General features: G+C 69.8%; 18 protein-coding genes. 13 read left to right on the top strand and 5 right to left on the bottom strand.

What is annotated here, in order from left to right; translation table 11 throughout:
- Positions 1-47: 47 nt before the first annotated feature.
- From mmsB to chvE, 3 genes are read right to left on the bottom strand one after another with little or no spacing between them, the layout of a single operon-like run.
- Positions 48-1,295: a multiple monosaccharide ABC transporter permease gene (gene mmsB / locus ACZ6C6_RS29875; RefSeq protein WP_469207173.1), complete on the bottom strand. Its 1,248-nt coding sequence runs from the start codon at positions 1,293-1,295 to the stop codon at positions 48-50.
- Entirely contained in the window at positions 1,292-2,863 is a 1,572-nt protein-coding gene (gene mmsA / locus ACZ6C6_RS29870; protein WP_469207267.1) for a multiple monosaccharide ABC transporter ATP-binding protein, read from the bottom strand. The genes mmsB and mmsA overlap by 4 nt, the downstream gene beginning before the upstream one ends.
- A gap of 44 nt (positions 2,864-2,907) precedes the next feature.
- Positions 2,908-4,017, bottom strand: a complete 1,110-nt coding sequence (chvE, locus tag ACZ6C6_RS29865; protein WP_469207171.1) for a multiple monosaccharide ABC transporter substrate-binding protein — start codon at positions 4,015-4,017, stop codon at positions 2,908-2,910.
- Between the two features lie 317 nt (positions 4,018-4,334).
- On the opposite strand from chvE, the gene araB reads away from it, so the two are divergent.
- Genes araB through araD form a run of 3 tightly spaced genes read left to right on the top strand, consistent with a single transcriptional unit; the run spans position 4,335 to position 8,358 of the window.
- The gene (araB, locus tag ACZ6C6_RS29860; protein WP_469207169.1) at positions 4,335-6,041 is read left to right on the top strand and encodes a ribulokinase; all 1,707 of its coding nucleotides are present in this window, start codon (positions 4,335-4,337) and stop codon (positions 6,039-6,041) included.
- Between the two features lie 59 nt (positions 6,042-6,100).
- Complete coding sequence (araA, locus tag ACZ6C6_RS29855) at positions 6,101-7,609, top strand: L-arabinose isomerase (RefSeq protein WP_469207167.1); 1,509 nt, start codon at positions 6,101-6,103, stop codon at positions 7,607-7,609.
- Between the two features lie 35 nt (positions 7,610-7,644).
- Positions 7,645-8,358 carry an L-ribulose-5-phosphate 4-epimerase AraD gene (gene araD, locus ACZ6C6_RS29850; protein ID WP_469207165.1) on the top strand — a complete coding sequence of 238 codons (714 nt, stop codon included), beginning with the start codon at positions 7,645-7,647 and terminating at the stop codon, positions 8,356-8,358.
- A 24-nt stretch (positions 8,359-8,382) separates the two neighbouring features.
- Here araD and ACZ6C6_RS29845 read toward each other — a convergent pair whose 3' ends face one another.
- Positions 8,383-9,423: a LacI family DNA-binding transcriptional regulator gene (locus ACZ6C6_RS29845; RefSeq protein WP_469207163.1), complete on the bottom strand. Its 1,041-nt coding sequence runs from the start codon at positions 9,421-9,423 to the stop codon at positions 8,383-8,385.
- A gap of 339 nt (positions 9,424-9,762) precedes the next feature.
- Between ACZ6C6_RS29845 and ACZ6C6_RS29840 the strand changes: the two genes are divergently transcribed.
- The 6 genes from ACZ6C6_RS29840 to ACZ6C6_RS29815 all read left to right on the top strand — a co-directional run bounded on the left by ACZ6C6_RS29840 (position 9,763) and on the right by ACZ6C6_RS29815 (position 15,414).
- On the top strand, positions 9,763-10,713 hold the full coding sequence (locus tag ACZ6C6_RS29840; protein ID WP_469207265.1) for an ABC transporter substrate-binding protein: 951 nt from the start codon (positions 9,763-9,765) through the stop codon (positions 10,711-10,713).
- A gap of 67 nt (positions 10,714-10,780) precedes the next feature.
- A complete protein-coding gene (locus ACZ6C6_RS29835; protein WP_469207161.1) occupies positions 10,781-12,328 on the top strand; it encodes a sugar ABC transporter ATP-binding protein in 1,548 nt (515 codons plus the stop codon).
- Entirely contained in the window at positions 12,325-13,332 is a 1,008-nt protein-coding gene (locus tag ACZ6C6_RS29830; RefSeq protein ID WP_469207159.1) for an ABC transporter permease, read from the top strand. Before ACZ6C6_RS29835 ends, ACZ6C6_RS29830 begins: the two co-directional genes overlap by 4 nt.
- Entirely contained in the window at positions 13,329-14,312 is a 984-nt protein-coding gene (yjfF, locus tag ACZ6C6_RS29825) for a galactofuranose ABC transporter, permease protein YjfF (protein WP_469207157.1), read from the top strand. Before ACZ6C6_RS29830 ends, yjfF begins: the two co-directional genes overlap by 4 nt.
- Positions 14,313-14,474: 162 nt before the next feature.
- Positions 14,475-14,900: an ATP-binding protein gene (locus tag ACZ6C6_RS29820; protein ID WP_469207155.1), complete on the top strand. Its 426-nt coding sequence runs from the start codon at positions 14,475-14,477 to the stop codon at positions 14,898-14,900.
- 133 nt (positions 14,901-15,033) lie between these two features.
- The gene (locus ACZ6C6_RS29815; RefSeq protein WP_469207263.1) at positions 15,034-15,414 is read left to right on the top strand and encodes an ArsR/SmtB family transcription factor; all 381 of its coding nucleotides are present in this window, start codon (positions 15,034-15,036) and stop codon (positions 15,412-15,414) included.
- 17 nt (positions 15,415-15,431) lie between these two features.
- Here ACZ6C6_RS29815 and ACZ6C6_RS29810 read toward each other — a convergent pair whose 3' ends face one another.
- Positions 15,432-15,578: a DUF6126 family protein gene (locus ACZ6C6_RS29810; protein WP_469207153.1), complete on the bottom strand. Its 147-nt coding sequence runs from the start codon at positions 15,576-15,578 to the stop codon at positions 15,432-15,434.
- A gap of 270 nt (positions 15,579-15,848) precedes the next feature.
- Between ACZ6C6_RS29810 and ACZ6C6_RS29805 the strand changes: the two genes are divergently transcribed.
- Genes ACZ6C6_RS29805 through kdpB form a run of 4 tightly spaced genes read left to right on the top strand, consistent with a single transcriptional unit; the run spans position 15,849 to position 19,853 of the window.
- Positions 15,849-15,989 carry a hypothetical protein gene (locus tag ACZ6C6_RS29805; protein ID WP_469207151.1) on the top strand — a complete coding sequence of 47 codons (141 nt, stop codon included), beginning with the start codon at positions 15,849-15,851 and terminating at the stop codon, positions 15,987-15,989.
- Positions 15,986-16,075: a K(+)-transporting ATPase subunit F gene (gene kdpF / locus ACZ6C6_RS29800; protein ID WP_469207149.1), complete on the top strand. Its 90-nt coding sequence runs from the start codon at positions 15,986-15,988 to the stop codon at positions 16,073-16,075. Before ACZ6C6_RS29805 ends, kdpF begins: the two co-directional genes overlap by 4 nt.
- An 8-nt stretch (positions 16,076-16,083) precedes the next feature.
- Positions 16,084-17,748, top strand: a complete 1,665-nt coding sequence (gene kdpA, locus ACZ6C6_RS29795) for a potassium-transporting ATPase subunit KdpA (RefSeq protein ID WP_469207147.1) — start codon at positions 16,084-16,086, stop codon at positions 17,746-17,748.
- On the top strand, positions 17,745-19,853 hold the full coding sequence (gene kdpB / locus ACZ6C6_RS29790) for a potassium-transporting ATPase subunit KdpB (protein WP_469207145.1): 2,109 nt from the start codon (positions 17,745-17,747) through the stop codon (positions 19,851-19,853). Before kdpA ends, kdpB begins: the two co-directional genes overlap by 4 nt.
- Positions 19,854-19,858: the final 5 nt, after the last annotated feature.

Raw genomic sequence — 19,858 nt, 5'->3', positions numbered from 1 at the left:
GAACGGCTGGTGCCGCCGGACCGGTGGCACCAGCCGTTCCCGGCGGGTCAGGCGCCCGCCCTCCGCTTGTTCCACACGTCGAAACCGACCGCCGCGAGCAGCACCAGGCCCTTGATGACCTGCTGCCAGTCGGTGCCGACCCCGACCAGGTTCATCCCGTTGTTGAGCACACCGAGGACCAGGCCCCCGATGATGGCCCCCAGGACGGTGCCCACACCGCCGCTCATCGACGCCCCGCCGATGAACGCGGCGGCGATGGCCTCCAGTTCGAAGTTGACCCCGGCCTTCGGCGAGGCCGCGTTGAAGCGCGCGGCGAAGACGAGACCGGCCAGCGCCGCGAGCATCCCCATGTTGAGGAAGACCGCGAAGGTCACCTTGCGGTCCTTGACCCCGGACAGCTTCGCCGCGGGCAGGTTGCCGCCGATCGCGTACACATGGCGGCCGATGACCGCGTTCCGCATGACGTAACCGAAGCCGACCAGCAGCGCGGCCAGGATCAGCAGCACCACCGGCGCGCCCTTGTAGCTCGCCAGCAGCAGCGTCGTGACCAGCACGGCGGCGACCAGTGCCGTCACCTTCAGCGCGAACAGGCTCGTCGGCAGGGTCTCCAACGTGAACTCGCGCTGCCGCCGGCGGTCCCGCAGCTCCTGGAACACCACGTATCCGGCCAGTCCGAGGCCCAGCAGCAGAGTGATGTTGTGGTAGTTGGTCTCCGGGCCCGCCTCGGGCAGGAAGCCGTTGGCGACGCGCTGCATGCCCTCCGGGAACGGGCCGAGCGTCTGGCCCTTGAGGAAGATCTCCGTCAGTCCCCGGAACAGCAGCATGCCGGCGAGCGTCACGATGAACGAGGGGATGCCGACGTAGGCGATGAAGAAGCCCTGGAGCGCTCCCGCCACGGCCCCGAGGAGCAGGGTGAGGACCACGGCGACCGGCCACGCGACATGGTGCTCGACCATGAGCACCGCTCCGACGCCACCGACCAGTGCCATCAGGGAGCCCACCGACAGGTCGATGTGCCCCGAGATGATGACGATCATCATGCCGATGGCCAGGATCAGGATGTAGCTGTTCTGGAGCACCAGGTTGGAGACGTTGCGCGGCAGCAGCAGGTCGCCCCCCGTCCAGACCTGGAACAGGAGCACGATCAGACCGAGCGCGAACAGCATGCCGTACTGGCGCATGTTCCGCCGTACACCGTCCAGGAGCACCCGGACGACCGGGACTCCCGCCGGTGGTGCCCCGCCCCCGCCCGAGGGCGGGTCGGCCTTCGTGGGGGTGCTGACGTCGGTGCTCATGCCTGCTGTCCTTCGGTGGGGGTGGTGCCGGCGACGGCCACCGGTGGTACGGGGGTGTCCTGGGTCATGTGCCGCATCAGCACTTCCTGGGTGGCGTCCTCGCGCGCGACCTCGCCGGTCAGCCGGCCGGCGGCCATGGTGTACACGCGGTCGCACATGCCGAGCAGTTCGGGCAGCTCGGAGGAGATGAAGAGGATCGCCTTGCCCTCGGCGGCGAGCCGGTCGATCACGGTGTAGATCTCGAACTTGGCGCCCACGTCCACACCGCGGGTGGGCTCGTCCAGCACGAGCACGTCCGGACCCGTGAGGATCCACTTGCTGAGGACGACCTTCTGCTGGTTGCCGCCGGAGAGCCGGCCGACCGGTTCGAGGACGTTCGGCGTCTTGATGTTCATGGTGCGCCGGTACCGCTCGGCCACCTTGCGTTCCTCGTGGCCGTCCACCACGCCGCGCCGGGCGAGGGAGCCCAGCGAGGCGAGCGAGATGTTGCGGCCCACCGAGTCCCCGAGGTCGAGACCGTAGTGCTTGCGGTCCTCGGTGACGTACGCGATGCCGTGGGCGACGGCCTCGGGCACCGTACGGGTGCGCACCTCGCGGCCGTCCCTGAGCACGGAGCCCCGCTCGTAACGCCCGTACGAGCGTCCGAAGACGCTCATCGCGAGCTCGGTCCGGCCGGCGCCCATGAGCCCGGCGATGCCCACGATCTCGCCGCGCCGGACCTGGAGCGAGACCCCGTCGACCACCTTGCGGGTGCGGTCGAGCGGATGGCGCACCGTCCAGTCCCTGACCTCCAGGGCGGGCCGGGCGTCGCTCTCGCCGGTGTACGGGGTGCGGTCGGGGAATCGGCTGTCGAGGTCCCGGCCCACCATGCCGCGGATGATGCGTTCCTCGGTGGTGGCCGGGTCGTTGACGTCCAGGGTCTCGATGGACCGCCCGTCGCGCAGGATGGTGACGGAGTCGGCGATCCGGGCGATCTCGTTCAGCTTGTGCGAGATGATGATCGAGGTGATGCCCTGGTCCTTCAGCTCCCGCATCAGCCGCAGCAGCTTCGCGCTGTCCTCGTCGTTGAGCGCGGCCGTCGGCTCGTCCAGGATCAGCAGCCGGACGTCCTTCGCCAGCGCCTTCGCGATCTCCACCAACTGCTGCTTGCCGACACCGATGTCGGCGACCCTGGTCTCCGGGTGATCGTCCAGACTGACCCGCTTGAGCAGCGCGGACGCCCGGCGCAGCGACTCGCGCCAGTCGATGATCCCGCGCCGGGCCGGCTCGTTGCCCAGGAAGACGTTCTCGGCGATCGACAGATGGGGGACGAGCGCGAGTTCCTGGTGGATGATGACGATCCCGCGCTGCTCGCTGGCCCGGATGTCCTTGAAGCGGCACGGTTCGCCGTCGAAGAGGATCTCGCCCTCGTAGGAGCCGTGCGGGTGGACGCCGGAGAGCACCTTCATGAGCGTCGACTTGCCGGCCCCGTTCTCCCCGCACAGGGCGTGCACCTCGCCGCGCCGCACGGACAGGGTCACCTCGGAGAGGGCCCTGACGCCGGGGAACGTCTTGACGATGGAGCGCATTTCGAGGACCGGGCCGGGCGCGGCGGGGGATTCGGGCGCGGCGGTCACCCGAGCTCCTTGGCGTCGATGTAGCCGGAGTCGACCAGGACCTTGCGGTAGTTCGCCTTGTCGACGCTGACCGGGTCGAGCAGGAAGGCGGGCACGACCTTCTTGCCGTTGTTGTAGGTCGATTCGTCGTTGACCTCGGGCTTCTTGCCGTCGAGGACCGCGGTCACCATGTCCGCCGCGACCTGGGCCAGGGCGCGGGTGTCCTTGTAGACGGTCTGGGTCTGCTGGCCCGCGATGATCGACTTCACCGAGGCGACCTCCGCGTCCTGGCCGGTGACGACCGGGAGCGGCTTGGCCTTGCTCCCGTAGTCGTCGGACTTCAGGGCGGACAGGATGCCGATCGAGATGCCGTCGTACGGGGAGAGCACCGCGTCGACGTGGGCGGTCGAGTACGCGGAGGTCAGCAGGTCGTCCATGCGCTTCTGCGCGGTGCCGCCGTCCCAGCGCAGCGTGGTGACCTGGTTGAGCCGGGTCTGCTTGGAGCGTACGACCAGCTGCTTCTTGTCGAAGTAGGGCTTCAGCACCTTCATGGCGCCGTTGAAGAAGTACTTGGTGTTGTTGTCGTCGTTGGACCCGGCGAACAGCTCGATGTTGAACGGGCCCTTCTTCGCACCGCTCTTCAGCCCCAGCTTGTCGACGATGTACGTGCCCTGGAGCTCGCCGACCTTCTCGTTGTCGAAGGAGGCGTAGTAGTCGACGTGCGGGGAGCCCAGGATGAGCCGGTCGTACGAGATCACGGGGATGTCGGCGTCCGCGGCCTGCTGGAGGACGTTGGACAGGGCCTCGCCGTTGATGGCGGCGATGACCAGCGCGTCGACGCCCTGCGTGATCATGTTCTCGATCTGGGCGACCTGCTGGTCGGGGTCGTCCTCGCCGTACTGGAGCGTGGTCGCGAATCCGGCCTTCTTCAGGCTCGCGGTCATGTTCTTGCCGTCGGCGATCCACCTCTCGGAGGACTTGGTGGGCATGGCGATGCCGATGGTGAGGTCCTTCTTGTCCTTCTCCTCCTGACTGCCCCCCTCGCTGTTCTGTCCGCAGGCGGTGAGGAGCAGGGCGCAGCCGGTGGTCACCGCCACGAGGGCGGACGCGGCTCGGAAGTTCTTCATGGGCATTACCTGACAATCCCGTAGTGGCGGCGGCCTTGGTGGTGCTCGATTGTTAGCGCTCGCATACGGGGGGTGCAAGGGGCCCCGACGTCATTTCTTGTGCCGATGCGCGGCCGTAACCGGAGGAAAGGGAGAAAAATGTGGCGCATCCCGCAGGTTCGACCAGTTGAACGCGGTACGCGCGTTCGTGGGTGTTGCCGCCGGGTCGGCCGGGAACGACAAATGTGCACGCAACCCTTGCCTCGAATGTTTGTGAGCGCTAACAATCAACGGGGGCCGTTGGCGCCCCGCCCACCCCAGACGAGAGAGACCGCATCGTGACGCCACACGCCTCTTCCGGCCCCGCCGAACGGCACCATCCCGACGCCTGCACGGTCGGTGTGGACTTCGGCACCCTTTCCGGGCGCGCCGTGGTGGTCAGGGTCCGCGACGGCGCCGAACTCGGCTCGGCGGTCCACGACTACCGCCACGCCGTCATCGAGGACCGCCTCCCGCTCACCGGCGTACCGCTGCCCCCCGACTGGGCGTTGCAGCACCCCGAGGACTGGCGCGACGTGCTGCGCACCGCCGTCCCGGCCGCGGTCCGGGCCGCCGGGGTCGACCCGGCCCGCGTCATCGGCATCGCCACCGACTTCACCGCCTGCACGGTCCTGCCGGCCACCGCGGAGGGCATCCCGCTCGCCCTGCTCCCCGAATGGTCCGACCGCCCGCACGCCTGGCCGAAGCTCTGGAAGCACCATGCCGCGCAGGAGCAGGCGGACCGCATCAACGCCCTGGCGCACGACCGCGGCGAGAAGTGGATCAGCCGGTACGGGGGCCGGATCTCCTCCGAGTGGCAGTTCGCCAAGGCTCTCCAGGTGCTGGAGGAGGACCCCGGGGTCTACGCCGCCTGCGCCCGCTGGATCGAGGCGGCCGACTGGATCGTCTGGCAGCTCACCGGCGCCGAATCGCGCAACACCTGCACCGCCGGCTACAAGGGCATCCACCAGGACGGGGCCTACCCGTCGCCGGACTATCTCGGTCGACTCCACCCGGATTTCGCGGACTTCCCCGCCACCCGCCTGGCGCACCCGCTGTCGGCCCTCGGCTCCCGGGTCGGTGGCCTGAGCGGCCGCGCCGCGGGGTGGACCGGGCTGCCCGAGGGCATCGCCGTGGCCGCGGGCAACGTCGACGCGCATGTGGCGGCCCCCGCCGCCGGAGCCGTCGAGAACGGGCGGCTGCTCGCCATCATGGGCACCTCCACCTGCCACGTACTCAACGGCGCCACCCTCGCCGACGTCCCCGGCATCTGCGGGGTGGTCGAGGGCGGCATCGTGGACGGCGCCTACGGCTACGAGGCCGGGCAGAGCGCGGTCGGCGACATCTTCGCCTGGTGGCTCCGGCAGGGCGTACCGGACGACTACCGCACCGAGGCCAGGGACGCCGGCGAGGACCTGCACCAGCTCCTGACCCGCAAGGCCGCGGGGCAGCCGGTCGGGGCGCACGGCCTGGTCGCCCTCGACTGGATGAACGGCAACCGCTCCACCCTGGTCGACCACCACCTCTCCGGCGTCGTCGCGGGCCTCACCCTCGACACCCGCCCCGAGGACGTCTACCTCGCCCTCCTCGAATCCACCGCGTACGGCACCCGGGTGATCGTCGAGGCGTTCGAGGCCGGCGGGATCCCCGTCGAGGAGTTCATCGTCACGGGCGGCCTGAAGAAGAACGCCCTCCTGATGCAGATCTACGCCGACGTCCTGCGCCGCCCCGTCTCCCTCGGCACCTCCGAGCAGGGGCCCGCCCTCGGCTCCGCCATCCACGCCGCCGTCGCCGCCGGCGCCCACCCGGACGTCCGGGCCGCCGCCGCCGCGATGGGGAGCGTCCAGCGGCACGCGTACACCCCGGACCCGGCGCGGGCCGACGCCTACGACGCGCTGTTCGCCGAATACCGCGCCCTGCACGACCACTTCGGCACCGGCGCCGACCTCCTCCTGCACCGCCTGCGCCGGATCCGCAACGCGGCGCGCACCGCCACCACGGGCTGACCGGCACGACACCCCGCAGGCCCGGACCTTTCCCAGCACAACCGAGGAGCACACCCGACATGACGCTCGCCCAGCCCGACCGTGAGATCTGGTTTCTCACCGGCAGCCAGGCCCTCTACGGCGACGAGACCCTGGCCCAGGTCGCCGAACAGTCACGGGCCATCCGCGACACCCTCGCGGACCAGCCGCAGATGACGGTGCGCGTGGTCTGGAAGCCGGTCCTCACCGACGCGGCAGCCATCCGCAGGGTCTGTCTCGACGCGAACGCCGACGACCGGTGCATCGGCCTCATCGCCTGGATGCACACCTTCTCCCCGGCCAAGATGTGGATCGCCGGACTCGACGCCCTGCGCAAACCGCTGCTCCACCTGCACACCCAGGCCAACCGCCAACTGCCCTGGTCCACCATCGACATGGACTTCATGAACCTGAACCAGGCCGCCCACGGCGACCGTGAGTTCGGCTTCGTGCAGACCCGCCTCGGCGTCCCCCGCAAGACCGTCGCCGGCCACGTCACCACCCCCGAAGTGGTCGACCGCATCGCGGGCTGGGCGCGTGCCGCCGTGGGCCGCGCCGAACTCGCCGGGCTCAAACTCGCCCGTTTCGGCGACAACATGCGGGACGTCGCCGTCACCGAGGGCGACAAGGTCGAGGCCCAGCTGCGGTTCGGCGTCTCGGTCAACACCTACGGCGTCAACGACCTGGTCACCGCCGTCGACGCCGCCGACGAGGACACCGTCAGCGCACTCGTCAAGGAGTACCAGGACCGCTACGCGCTCGCCCCCGAGCTGCGGCCGGGCGGCGAGCGCCACGACTCCCTGCGCTACGCCGCCCGCATCGAGGCCGGGCTGCGCGCCTTCCTCACCGAGGGCGGCTTCCGCGCCTTCACCACCAACTTCGAGGACCTCGGCGGCCTGCGCCAGCTGCCCGGGCTCGCCGTCCAGCGCCTGATGGCCGACGGCTACGGCTTCGGCGGCGAGGGCGACTGGAAGACCTCCGTCCTGCTGCGCACCCTCAAGGCCATGGCCCACGGACTGCCCGGCGGCACGTCGTTCATGGAGGACTACACCTACGACCTCACGCCCGGCCAGGAGCTCATCCTCGGCGCCCACATGCTGGAGGTCTGCCCCTCGCTCACCACGGCGACCCCCGGCTGCGAGATCCACCCGCTCTCCATCGGCGGCCGGGAGGACCCGGTCCGGCTGGTCTTCGACGCGGACCCGGGCCCCGCCGTGGTCGTCGGGCTCGCGGACATGGGCGACCGCTTCCGGCTCGTCGCCAACCACATCGACGTCGTCACCCCGCCCGAGCCGCTGCCCGCACTGCCGGTCGCCCGCGCCGTGTGGCGGCCCAGCCCCGACCTGCGTACCTCCACCGAGGCGTGGCTGACGGCCGGAGCACCGCACCACACCGTCCTCACCACCGCCCTCGGCGGCGAGGAGCTGGAAGACCTCGCCGAGATGCTGCGCACCGAACTCGCCGTCATCGACCGGAACACCACCATCCGGAGCTTCACCCGCGAACTGCGCTGGAACCAGGCGTACCACCGGCTGGCCCAGAGCCTGTGACCGCCGCCGACACCTCCACCAGGACGGAGCCCTCCGTGGCCGGGACCGTATCGAACGAGCTGCGCCGAGAAGTGCTCGAAGCCAACCTCCGCATCCCGCGGGCCGGGCTCGCCACCCTCACCTGGGGCAACGTGAGCGGAGTCGACCGGGAGGCCGGCGTCTTCGTCATCAAGCCGTCCGGGGTCTCCTACGACGCGCTGGACGCCGACGACCTCGTCGTCGTCTCCCTGGCCGACGGAAGCGTCGTGGAGGGCCGGCTGCGCCCGTCCACCGATACGGAGACGCACCGCAGCCTCTATCTGGCCTTCCCCTCGATCGGCGGGGTGACTCACACCCACTCCACCCACGCGGTCGCCTTCGCCCAGGCCAGGCGCGCGATACCGGTACTCGGCACCACCCACGCCGACACCTTCAACGGGCCCGTCCCGGTCACCGCCGCGCTGACGCCCGAGCAGTGCGCCAAGGACTACGAGTACAACACCGGGCAGGTCATCGTGGACCTCCTGGAACGCGACGACACGCGGGCGGCGGAGGTGCCCGGCGCCCTGGTGGCCCACCACGGGCCGTTCACCTGGGGCGCCGACGCCACCAAGTCCCTGGAGCACGCCATCATCTGCGAGGCGGTCGCGGAGATGGCCCTGCACACCATCGCCCTGGGCGCGGTGGAGCCGCCGCGACACCTGCTGGACCGCCATTTCACCCGCAAGCACGGCCCGGACGCCTACTACGGCAACCCCGGAGCCGCGTGAACGACCGCTGCCCGCCCGCCCCGCTCAGCGGCCGGCGGGCGGGCGCACGCTCTCCCGGCGGACGAGCTCCGGGGTGATGACGGGCTGCTCGGCCTGCGTCTCGGCACCGTTGATCAGGCCGAGCAGGAGGTCGAGCGTCGTGGCGGCGACCGCGCCGAAATCCTGGCGCACGGTGGTCAGCGGCGGCGAGTAGAACGCCGACTCGGGCACGTCGTCGAACCCGATGATGCTCACCTGGTCCGGGACCGAACGCCCCCGCTCGGTCATGGCGCGCAGGGCGCCGAGGGCTTGGTGGTCGTTGGCCGCGAAGACCGCGGTGACCTCGGGCATCCGGGCCAGCATCTGCCCCGTCCGGTACCCGGAGGCGGCGGACCAGTCGCCCGTGCTGACCGGAGGCACCTCCGCCCCGGCCTCCTGGAGCGCCCGGCGCCAGCCGCGGATGCGGCCCGCCGCGTCGAACCAGTCCGGCGGGCCCGAGATGTGCCACACCGTCTCGTGGCCCGCCTCCAGCAGGTGCTTCGTGGCCTCGTACGCGCCCTGTTCCTGGTCGACGGCCACCATCGGCGCGCCGCGCTCGGGGTCGCCGTCGATGGTGACCAGGGGAACCTCGGCGGGCACCCCGGCCAGGGCGGCGTCGGCCGACGCGGTGGGCGCTATGACCACGATCCCGGCCACGCGCTCGTCGCGGTGGCGCTCGACGGCGGCGGTGATCGAGGACGGCCCCAGCTCGGACACCCGGTGCACGCTCACCGCGAATCCCTGGCGGGCGGCGGCGATCTCGAACGCGGCCAGGAGCGAGGAGGGCCCGTACAGCGTGGAGTTCTGGGCGATCACGCCGATCAGCTGCGACCGCCCGGTCACGAGGGCGCGCGCCGCGCGGTTGGGCCGGTAGCCGAGCTCCTTCACCGCCGCGAGCACCCTCAGCCGGGTCTGCTCGCGGACGTTGGGGTGGCTGTTGAGCACCCGGGACACCGTCTGATGCGACACGCCCGCGAGCCGTGCGACGTCGGTCATCGCCGGTTCCCGGACCACCGGACTCGTCACCGTGGCGTCCTCCACACCCATCTCCTCCTGAGGGCGACCGCCCTGCCCCGGCGCTCCGCCGGCCGCGGGTGATCCGCATTGAACGTTCAATCTACGCCCCGGCCAAGGTACGGACCCCCCGGAGAACGGGCTGCCACCGCCCCCGCCGAGGCCGCTCCCCATCGGCCGATGGCTACATAGTGAGCGCTAACAGTCTCGTCCACAACAAGTCCGCGCCGATGCTGAATTGTGGTTCCCCCGGGGGTTGACGCGGTAAATGTTAGCGCTCACTGTTGACGCCCGTGGCCCCCGATCGCAGAGGTCGGCGGCAGGGACGCACGGTTCACGATGGAGGACGACGCTGTGTTCAAGAGAATTGCCATGGCCGGCTGCGCACTGGCGCTGGCCACGCTGACGGCTTGCGGGAGCGGCGACGGCGGCGGGTCCAAGGGGTCCGGCGGCGACAAGCTGGTCATGGGCTTCGCCCAGGTGGGCGCGGAGAGCGGCTGGCGCACCGCCAACACCAAGTCGGTACGGGAGTCGGCGAAGAGCGCCGGCATCGAGCTGAAGTTCTCCGACGCGCAGCAGAAGCAGGAGAACCAGATCAAGGCCATCCGCTCCTACATCCAGCAGAAGGTCGACGTGATCGCCTTCAGCCCGGTCGTGGAGACGGGCTGGGACGCGGTCCTGCTGGAGGCCAAGCGCGCGAAGATCCCGGTGATCCTCACCGACCGGGCCGTCGACTCCGAGGACACGTCCCTGTACAAGACGTTCCTCGGCTCCGACTTCGTCGAGGAGGGCCGCAAGGCCGGCAAGTGGCTGACCGAGAACGCGAAGGGCCCGGTCAACGTCGCGGAGATCCAGGGCACCACGGGCGCGGCGCCGGCCATCGACCGGCAGAAGGGCTTCAAGGAGGCCATCGCCGGGAAGTCCGACATCAAGATCGTGGCCTCGCAGAGCGGTGACTTCACCCGGGCCGGCGGCAAGCAGGTCATGGAGGCGCTGCTGAAGTCGCACCCCGACATCAACGTCGTGTACTCCCACAACGACGACATGGGCCTCGGCGCCATCGAGGCGATCAAGGCGGCCGGCAAGAAGCCCGGCACCGACATCAAGATCATCACCGTGGACGCGGTCAAGGCCGGGATGCAGGCCCTCGCGGACGGCGAGATCAACTACATCGTGGAGTGCAACCCCCTCCTCGGCGACCAGCTGATGGACCTGGCGAAGAAGGTCGTCAAGGGCGAGAAGGTCCCGGAGCGCGTGGTCACCGAGGAGACCGCCTTCACCTCGGAGCAGGCGGCCAAGGTCCTCAAGGACCGGAAGTACTGACAGGCGCCGCGGCCCCGCCACCGGGACGGGTGGCGGGGCCGCTCCCCCCTTGACGAAAGCACGGGTCATGACCGATTCCCCAGCGGCCGGCGCCAGTCCGGTCGTCGACATGCGCGGTATCACCGTCGAGTTCGCCGGCGTCAAGGCGCTCGCGGGCGTCGACTTCCGCCTGTTCCCCGGTGAGGTGCACGCACTCATGGGTGAGAACGGGGCGGGCAAGTCCACCCTGATCAAGGCGCTCACCGGCGTCCACCGCCCGGCGGCCGGCACCATCCGGCTGCACGACGAGCCGGTCGAGTTCACCACCCCCGGCCAGGCCCAGGCCGCCGGGATCAGCACCGTCTACCAGGAGGTCAACCTCTGCCCGAACCTGTCGGTGGCCGAGAACATCCTGCTCGGCCACGAACCGCGCAGGCTGGGCGCCATCGACGGCCGGGCCATGCGCGCCCGCGCCACCGGGCTCCTGGCCCGCATCGGTCTGGCCATCGACCCCGGCTCCGTACTGAGCAGCCACTCCATCGCCGTGCAGCAGCTGGTGGCCATCGCGCGGGCACTCGTGGTGGACGCCCGGGTGCTGGTCCTGGACGAGCCGACCTCCAGTCTCGACAGCGACGAGGTCGAGGAGCTGTTCCGCATCGTGCGCGTGCTGCGGGACGAGGGCGTGGCGATCCTCTTCGTCTCGCACTTCCTGGACCAGGTCTACGAGCTGTCGGACCGGATGACGGTGCTGCGCAACGGCACGCTGGTGGGGGAGTACCTGCCGAGGGACCTCGACCGCATGGCGCTGGTGTCCGCGATGCTGGGCCGCGAGCTCGGCGTGCTGTCCGAGGTCGAGCGCCGCTCGGAGGAGCGGGCCCCGGGCAGCGCCCCGGTCCTGGCCGCGCGCGGCCTCGGCCGGGCCGGTGCGATCGAGCCGTTCGACCTGGACATCCACGAGGGCGAGGTCGTCGGCCTGGCCGGGCTGCTGGGGTCCGGCCGGACCGAACTCGCGCGGCTGCTGTGCGGCGCCGACCGCGCCGACACGGGCACCCTCTCCGTCGGCGGCGAGACGGTACGGGCGCGGGGTCCGCGCTCCCTCATCGCCAAGGGGGTCGCCTACTGCTCCGAGGACCGCAAGGCCGAGGGGGTCGTCGCCGATCTGAGCGTGCGCGACAACCTGATCCTTGCCACCCAGGCCTCCCGGGGCTGGGCGAGGCCGGTGCCCCGGCGCACCGCCGAGGCGATGGTGGCCGAGTACATCGAGCGGCTGGACATCCGGCCCGCCGACCCCGAGGCCGTGATGGCCAACCTGTCGGGCGGCAACCAGCAGAAGGTGCTGCTGGCCCGGTGGCTGGTGACCCGGCCCCGGCTCCTCATCCTGGACGAGCCCACCCGGGGCATCGACGTCGGCGCCAAGGCACAGATTCAGAAGGTGGTCGCCGAACTGGCGGCCGAGGGCATGGCGGTGCTGTTCATCTCCGCCGAACTGGAGGAGGTGGTACGGGTGTCCGACCGGGTCGTGGTCCTGCGGGACCGGCACAAGGTGGCCGAACTGTCCGGCGGTGACGTCTCCGTGGACGCCGTCATGTCGGCCATCGCGGCCGACGCCCACGCGGACGCGGCGGTGGCCTCGTGATCCGCGGACGTCTGCTCTGGCCGCTCGTCGCACTGGCCGGCCTGCTCCTGCTCAACGTTTTCTTCACGCACTCCTTCTTCGAACTCCGCATCCAGGACGGCCACTTGTACGGCAGCCTGGTGGACATCCTCCGCAACGGCGCCCCGACCATGCTCATCGCCGTGGGCATGACCCTCGTCATCGCCACCCGGGGCATCGACCTGTCCGTGGGCGCGGTCGCCGCGATCGCCGGCGCGATCGGCTGCACCTGGATCGCCGACGGCGGGGGCGTGCCGACCGCGCTCCTCCTCGCCCTGGCCGTATGCGTGCTGCTCGGGCTGTGGAACGGCTTCCTGGTCTCCGTCCTCGGCATCCAGCCGATCATCGCGACCCTCGTCCTGATGACGGCGGGACGCGGCGGCGCGATGCTGCTCACGGAGGGCCAGATCGTCACCGTCGACAGCTCCGCGTACCGCAAGATCGGGGCGGGCTTCCTCGTCCTGCCGATCGCGATCCTGATCAGCCTCGCGGTCCTCGGCGGCGTCGCCCTGCTGACCCGCCGCACCGCCCTCGGCATGCTGATCGAAGCGGTGGGTGCCAACCCCGAGGCCAGCAAGCTCGCCGGGGTCCGCTCCCGCACGATCACCTGGACCGTGTACGTCTTCGCCGCGTTCTGCGCCGGTGTGGCCGGCCTGATGATCAGCTCCAACGTCAGCGCCGCCGATGCCAACAACGCCGGTCTGTGGATCGAGATGGACGCCATCCTCGCGGTCGTCATCGGGGGCACCTCGCTGGCCGGCGGCCGCTACTCGCTGGGCGGCACCCTCGTCGGAGCGCTCGTCATCCAGACGCTGACGACGACCGTCTACTCCATCGGCGTGCCCACCAACGTCACCCTGCTGTTCAAGGCGGTCGTGGTGATCGCCGTATGCCTGCTGCAGTCCCCGCGCACGGCGCGGATCATCGGCGGCCGGCGCAAGCCCCCCGTATCCGCACCCCGATCCCAGAAGGTGGCCGCCGGATGAGCACTTCGGCCCTCTCGTCCGTACGACTGCGTCTTCCCCAGCGCTTTCTGCCCGTCGTCGCCACCGTCGTGGTGTTCGCGGTGACCTTCGGTATCGGCTCGGTCCGCTACCAGGACTTCGCCTCCGGCCAGGTCGTCGCGAACCTCTTCATCGACAACGCCTTCCTCATCGTGCTCGCCGTCGGCATGACCTTCGTCATCCTCACCGGAGGCATCGACCTCTCGGTGGGCGCCGTCGCCGCGCTGTCCACCATGATCGCCGCGTCCACCCTCCGGGCGGGCTGGCCGGTCCTGCTGTCCGTCCTCGCCGTCCTCGTCTCCGGGACCGTCCTCGGCCTGCTGATGGGCCTGGTCATCCACTACTTCGACGTGCAGCCGTTCATCGTCACGCTGGCGGGGATGTTCCTGGCCCGGGGCCTGTGCTTCCTCATCAGCGTCGAGTCGGTGTCCATCACCAACACGTCCTTCCGCGAATTCGCCACCGGCACGATCGCGCTGCCCGGCGATGTCACGCTCACCTACAGCGTGCTCGTCGCGCTGGCCGTGGTCGCGGCGGCGGTGTACGTCCTCCACCTCACCCGCTTCGGACGCACGGTGTACGCGGTCGGCGGCAGCGAGACCTCGGCGCGGCTGATGGGCCTGCCCACCACGAGGGCCAAGGTCGGCGTCTACGCGGTGAGCGGCTTCTGCTCCGCCCTGGGCGGCCTGCTGTTCGCGCTGTACATGCTCTCCGGCTACGGCCTGCACGCGGTCGGCATGGAACTGGACGTCATCGCCGCCGTGGTCATCGGCGGCACCCTGCTGGCCGGTGGCGTGGGCTATGTGGCCGGTTCGACGGCGGGGGTCCTGGTCCTCGGCACCGTACAGGCGCTGATCTCGTTCGAGGGCACCCTCAGCTCCTGGTGGACCAAGATCGTCATCGGCGTGCTCCTGCTGGCCTTCATCGTCCTGCAGCGCCTCATCGTGCGGCAGCCCCGCTGACCGGCCGGAAGGGATTCAACGAATTGCAATAATCTGCAATTACATACATCCTTGGGTGCTGTGCGGGCGGGCGGCCGTCCGCACAGCCCTGGTCGTGCGCGGGCCGCCGGGCTCGAATGGGCCGGGCCCCGTCCGGCCCCGCACCACAGGGAAGGCTCTGCGATGACGGGCGGACCACCGCAGGCCATGCCCTTCCGGCACGTCCTCACCCTGCCCGCGATGGGGTCGGCGGTGCGGGTGGCCCGCGAGACCGCCGAAGAGGTGCTGGTCGAGTGCGGCGTCGGCCTGCGCCACCCGAGCACCGGGCCGGCCCTGCTGATCCTCTCGGAGCTCGTCACCAACGCGGTCCGGCACGCCGCCGCGCTGACCCCGGCGATCACGGTCACCTACGCCCACGGGCCCGGCGTCTTCGCGTTCGGCGTCCATGACCGCCACCCCTACCGGCCGCCCCTCGTCGGCGCGGCCGTCGCGCCCGGCAGCGGACTCGCCACGGTGGTGGAGACGACGGCGGAGCTCGGAGGCACCGCCGTCACGCGCGGTGACGCGGACGCGGGCGGCAAGTGCATCTGGATCACCCTTCCGCTGTGAGCGCCCGCCGGCCGGTGGCCGGAGGGCGGGCGCGATCTCCGGAAGTTGCAGGAATCTGCAATTGTGGAGGTCGAACACTGTGCAGACCGGGTCGGAATCGCCGCCCCGGCACGAGAAGCGTGGGGTGGACGAGGTGCGCGGTACAGGCGCGACGGGCAACGCGGGCGAACCCGGCGGTACGCAGGCACCCCTCTACCAGCTCAAGGCGGAGTTCTTCAAAACCCTCGGCCACCCGACCCGCATCCGCGTCCTGGAGCTGCTGAGCGAGCGCGAGCACGCGGTCGCGGAGATGCTCGCGGAGGTGGGCATCGAGGCGGCCAGCCTGTCCCAGCAGCTCGCCGTGCTCCGCAAGGCCAATCTCGTGCTCACCCGCCGCGAGGGCTCCAACGTGTACTACCGCCTGGCCAGCCCCGAACTCGCCGAGCTGCTGCGCGTCGCCCGCTCCATCCTCTCCGGCGTCCTCCAGGGCCAGGCCCAGCTGCTGGCCGACCTGCACGCCGCCCGCCGCCGGTAACCACTGCCGCGGGGCCGCTACTTCTGGGCGTGCTGGCCCACGTAGAAGAGCACCCACACGAAGCCCGCGAACAGGTGGGTCCCGAAGATGTAGAAGAAGGCGCGCAGCGCGACGCCCTTCTCCAGCCACCGCTCGTGCTCGTCAGCCGCTGTCTTCCTCGTCATGGGCCACCCGTCTCCGATTCACCCGGCATCGCATATGCGAAACTATCCAATTGCATAATATTGCAAGTGTAGGGGACTGTCGCCCGGCCACGTGCACCCCGGTGACCTCCTCGCCGTGCCGGTGGCGGACGCCTGCCGGTCGCTACGTTCCGTAGCGTCGAGCAAGGCGGTTCGTGACGCGAACCGCCGCCCGCGTCAGGTGGGCGTCAAGGATTCCGCGCAATCGTATGGACCACATCAAGGCAGCTTGTCCCGGACGTGAAGCGGAGATTGGCTCTCCTTGGCCAGAAGGCCGAAATAAATCCTCACGTCAATCAGGAGCTCGCGATGGCCGATCTGGCCTTCGTCGTCACCACAGTCGCGGTATTCGCGCTGGTGGCTCTCGTCGCCCGGGGGGTGACCAAGCTGTGACCGCCGAGAATATCGTCGGCCTCGTCGTGGCCGTGTCCCTGCTCGGATATCTCGTCCTGGCCCTCCTTGACCCGGAGAGGTTCTGAGAGCGGATATGAGTCCCCAAATCGCCGGCCTGCTCCAGCTCGCAGCGATGATCGTCGCCCTCGGCCTCGCGTACCGCCCACTGGGTGATTACATGGCCAAGGTCTACTCCTCCGAGCGGCATCACAAGCCGGAGAAGTGGATATACAGGATCATCGGCGTCAACCCGTCCACCGAAATGAGATGGCCCGCATATCTGCGCGGCGTTCTCGCCTTCTCGGCGGTGAGTGTCCTCTTCCTGTATCTGATGCAACGCCTGCAGGGATCGCTGCCCGGCTCGCTGGGCTTTTCCTCGATCGATCCGGACCAGGCGTTCAACACCGCCGCTTCGTTCGTCGCGAACACCAACTGGCAGTCGTATTCGGGTGAACAGGCCATGGGGCACGTCGTGCAGACCGGTGGCCTCGCGGTACAGAACTTCGTCTCAGCGGCTGTGGGCATGGCCGTCGCGGTCGCCCTCGTGCGGGGGTTCGCCCGGTCGCGTACGGGAGAGCTCGGCAACTTCTGGTCCGACCTGGTGCGCGGCACCGTGCGGATCCTGATCCCGATCTCGGTGATCGGCGCGCTCGTGCTGGTCGCCTGCGGGGCGATCCAGAACTTCGCCGGCATTCATGAGGTCGGGCAGTTCACCGGCGGGACGCAGCAGTGGAATGGCGGCGCGGTCGCCTCCCAGGAGGCCATCAAGGAACTGGGCACCAATGGCGGCGGCTACTTCAACGCGAACTCCGCGCACCCCTTCGAGAACCCCAACGGGCTTTCCAACCTGTTCGAGATATTCCTGATCCTGGTGATCCCGGTCGCGCTCACGCGGACCTTCGGCCGGATGGTCGGATCGCTCAAGCAGGGGTACGCGATACTCGGCACGATGGCCGTCATCTGGGCCGGATTCTCTCTCCTCATGATGTGGACCGAATTCGCTCACCGGGGACCGGCCTTCGAGATCGCCGGCGGGGCCATGGAGGGCAAGGAGAATCGTTTCGGCATCGCCGGATCCTCTCTCTTCGCCGTGGCCACCACCCTTACCTCCACAGGCGCGGTGAACTCGTTCCACTCCTCGTACACCGGCTTCGGCGGCGGCATCACGATGCTCGGCATGCAGCTCGGTGAGATCGCACCCGGCGGCGTCGGATCCGGCCTCTACGGAATGCTGGTCATGGCGGTCATCGCGGTGTTCATCGCCGGGTTGATGGTGGGCCGTACGCCTGAGTACCTCGGCAAGAAGATCGGCACCCGTCAGATCACGTTCGCGGCCTGCTACATCCTCATCACCCCGACGCTCGTGCTCGGCTTCACCGCCGTCGCGATGGCCCTGCCCACTCCGGGCCATTCGATGACGAACACGGGCGCGCACGGTTTCTCCGAAATCCTTTACGCCTACACCTCGGGCGCCAACAACAACGGCTCCGCCTTCGCCGGGCTCAATGCCGATACCCAGTGGTTCAACACGACTGTCGGGCTCGCGATGCTGCTCGGCCGGTTCCTGCCGATGGTGTTCGTTCTGGCTCTGGCCGGTTCGCTCGCCGAGCAGAAGCCGGTGCCCGAGACCGTGGGCACCCTGCGCACCGACAAGACTCTCTTCGTCGGTCTGCTCCTGGGCACGATCCTCATCATCACCGGACTCACCTATTTCCCGGCCCTGGCGCTGGGTCCGCTCGCCGAAGGGCTCGCCTCATGAGCACCCCCACCCCTGCCCGAGCTCCGCACGGAGACCTGCCCCAGCCCGGTGGCCACGGGGCCGCCGGCCACGTCGGTGGCGGACTGTTCGATCCCGGGCAGCTCCTGAAGTCCTTCCCGGACGCACTGCGCAAGCTCGATCCGCGCGTCATGATCAAGTCGCCGGTGATGTTCGTCGTCCTGGTCGGCTCCGTCGTGACCACCCTGCTCGCGGTGGCGGATCCCGCGAACTGGTTCGGCTGGGCGATCGCCGGCTGGCTCTGGCTGACCACGATCTTCGCCAACCTGGCAGAGGCCGTCGCCGAGGGCCGGGGCAAGGCGCAGGCCGACACCCTGCGCAAGGCCAAGACCGGCACCGTCGCCCGCCGGATCACCGGCCCGAACGAGGAACGGGTCGCGGGAACGGACCTGCGCATCGGGGATCTCGTGGTCTGCGAGGCCGGGGACGTCATCCCCGGCGACGGAGACGTGGTCGAGGGCGTCGCCTCCGTCGACGAGTCAGCGATCACCGGCGAGTCCGCACCGGTCATCCGCGAGTCCGGCGGCGACCGCTCGGCCGTCACCGGCGGCACCAAGGTGCTCTCCGACCGCGTCGTCATCAAGATCACCACCAAGCCGGGCGAGACCTTCATCGACCGCATGATCAACCTGGTGGAAGGCGCGGCCCGGCAGAAGACGCCGAACGAGATCGCCCTGAACATCCTGCTGGCGTCCCTCACGATCGTCTTCCTGCTCGCCGTGGTCACCCTGAAGCCGTTCGCGATGTATGCCGGCGCCGACGACCAGACGTCGATGATCGTGCTGGCCGCGCTGTTGGTCTGCCTGATCCCCACCACCATCGGGGCCCTGCTGTCCGCGATCGGCATCGCCGGCATGGACCGCCTGGTGCAGCGCAACGTCCTGGCCATGTCGGGGCGCGCGGTGGAAGCGGCCGGCGATGTCTCCACGCTGCTGCTCGACAAGACCGGCACGATCACCCTGGGCAACCGGCAGGCAGCCGAGTTCGTACCGGCCCGGGGGGTGACGGGGGCCGAACTCGCGGACGCCGCCCAGCTCTCCTCGCTGGCCGACGAGACCCCCGAAGGCCGCTCCGTCGTGGTGCTGGCCAAGGAGGCGTACGGGCTGAGGGAACGGACCCGGGGCGAACTGACCGGCGCGGACTGGGTCGCCTTCACCGCGCAGACCCGGATGTCGGGCGTCGACCTGGACGGGCACAAGGTCCGCAAGGGCGCGACCGGTTCCGTCATCGCCTGGGTGAAGGAGCGGGGCGGGGGCGTCTCCGAGGACGCGCAGGCGCTCAACGACCGGATTGCCCAGGCCGGCGGTACGCCGCTGCTGGTGGCCGTGGAAGACGCGCACGGCGCGCGGGTCCTCGGAGTGATCCATCTCAAGGACGTGGTCAAGGAGGGCATGCGCGAACGGTTCGACGAGCTGCGGCGCATGGGCATCAGGACGGTCATGATCACGGGTGACAACCCGCTGACCGCGAAGGCGATCTCCGCGGAGGCGGGCGTCGACGACTTCCTGGCCGAGGCGACGCCCGAGGACAAGATGGCCCTCATCAGGCGGGAGCAGGCCGGCGGCAAGCTCGTGGCGATGACCGGCGACGGCACCAACGACGCCCCCGCCCTGGCCCAAGCCGACGTCGGCGTCGCGATGAACACCGGGACCTCGGCCGCCAAGGAGGCCGGGAACATGGTCGACCTCGACTCCAACCCCACCAAACTCATCGAGATCGTCGAGATCGGCAAACAACTCCTCATCACCCGGGGCGCGCTGACGACCTTCTCCATCGCCAACGACGTGGCGAAGTACTTCGCGATCATCCCCGCCATGTTCGCCGTCGCCCACCCGTCGCTGGACAAGCTCAACATCATGGGGCTCGCCTCGCCCGAGTCCGCGATCCTCTCGGCGGTCATCTTCAACGCGCTCATCATCGTGGCGCTCGTACCACTCGCCCTCAAGGGCGTCCGCTACCGCCCGGCCGGTGCGGACAGGATGCTGCGCCGCAACCTCGGCGTGTACGGACTCGGCGGCCTGGTCGCCCCCTTCATCGGCATCAAGATCATCGACCTGCTCCTCTCCCTCATCCCCGGAATCGGCTGATCCGC

The organism is Streptomyces sp. NPDC041814, from assembly GCF_055590565.1.
Note: the sequence above shows the minus strand (reverse complement) of the source record. Positions and strands in the feature narration are given on the sequence as shown.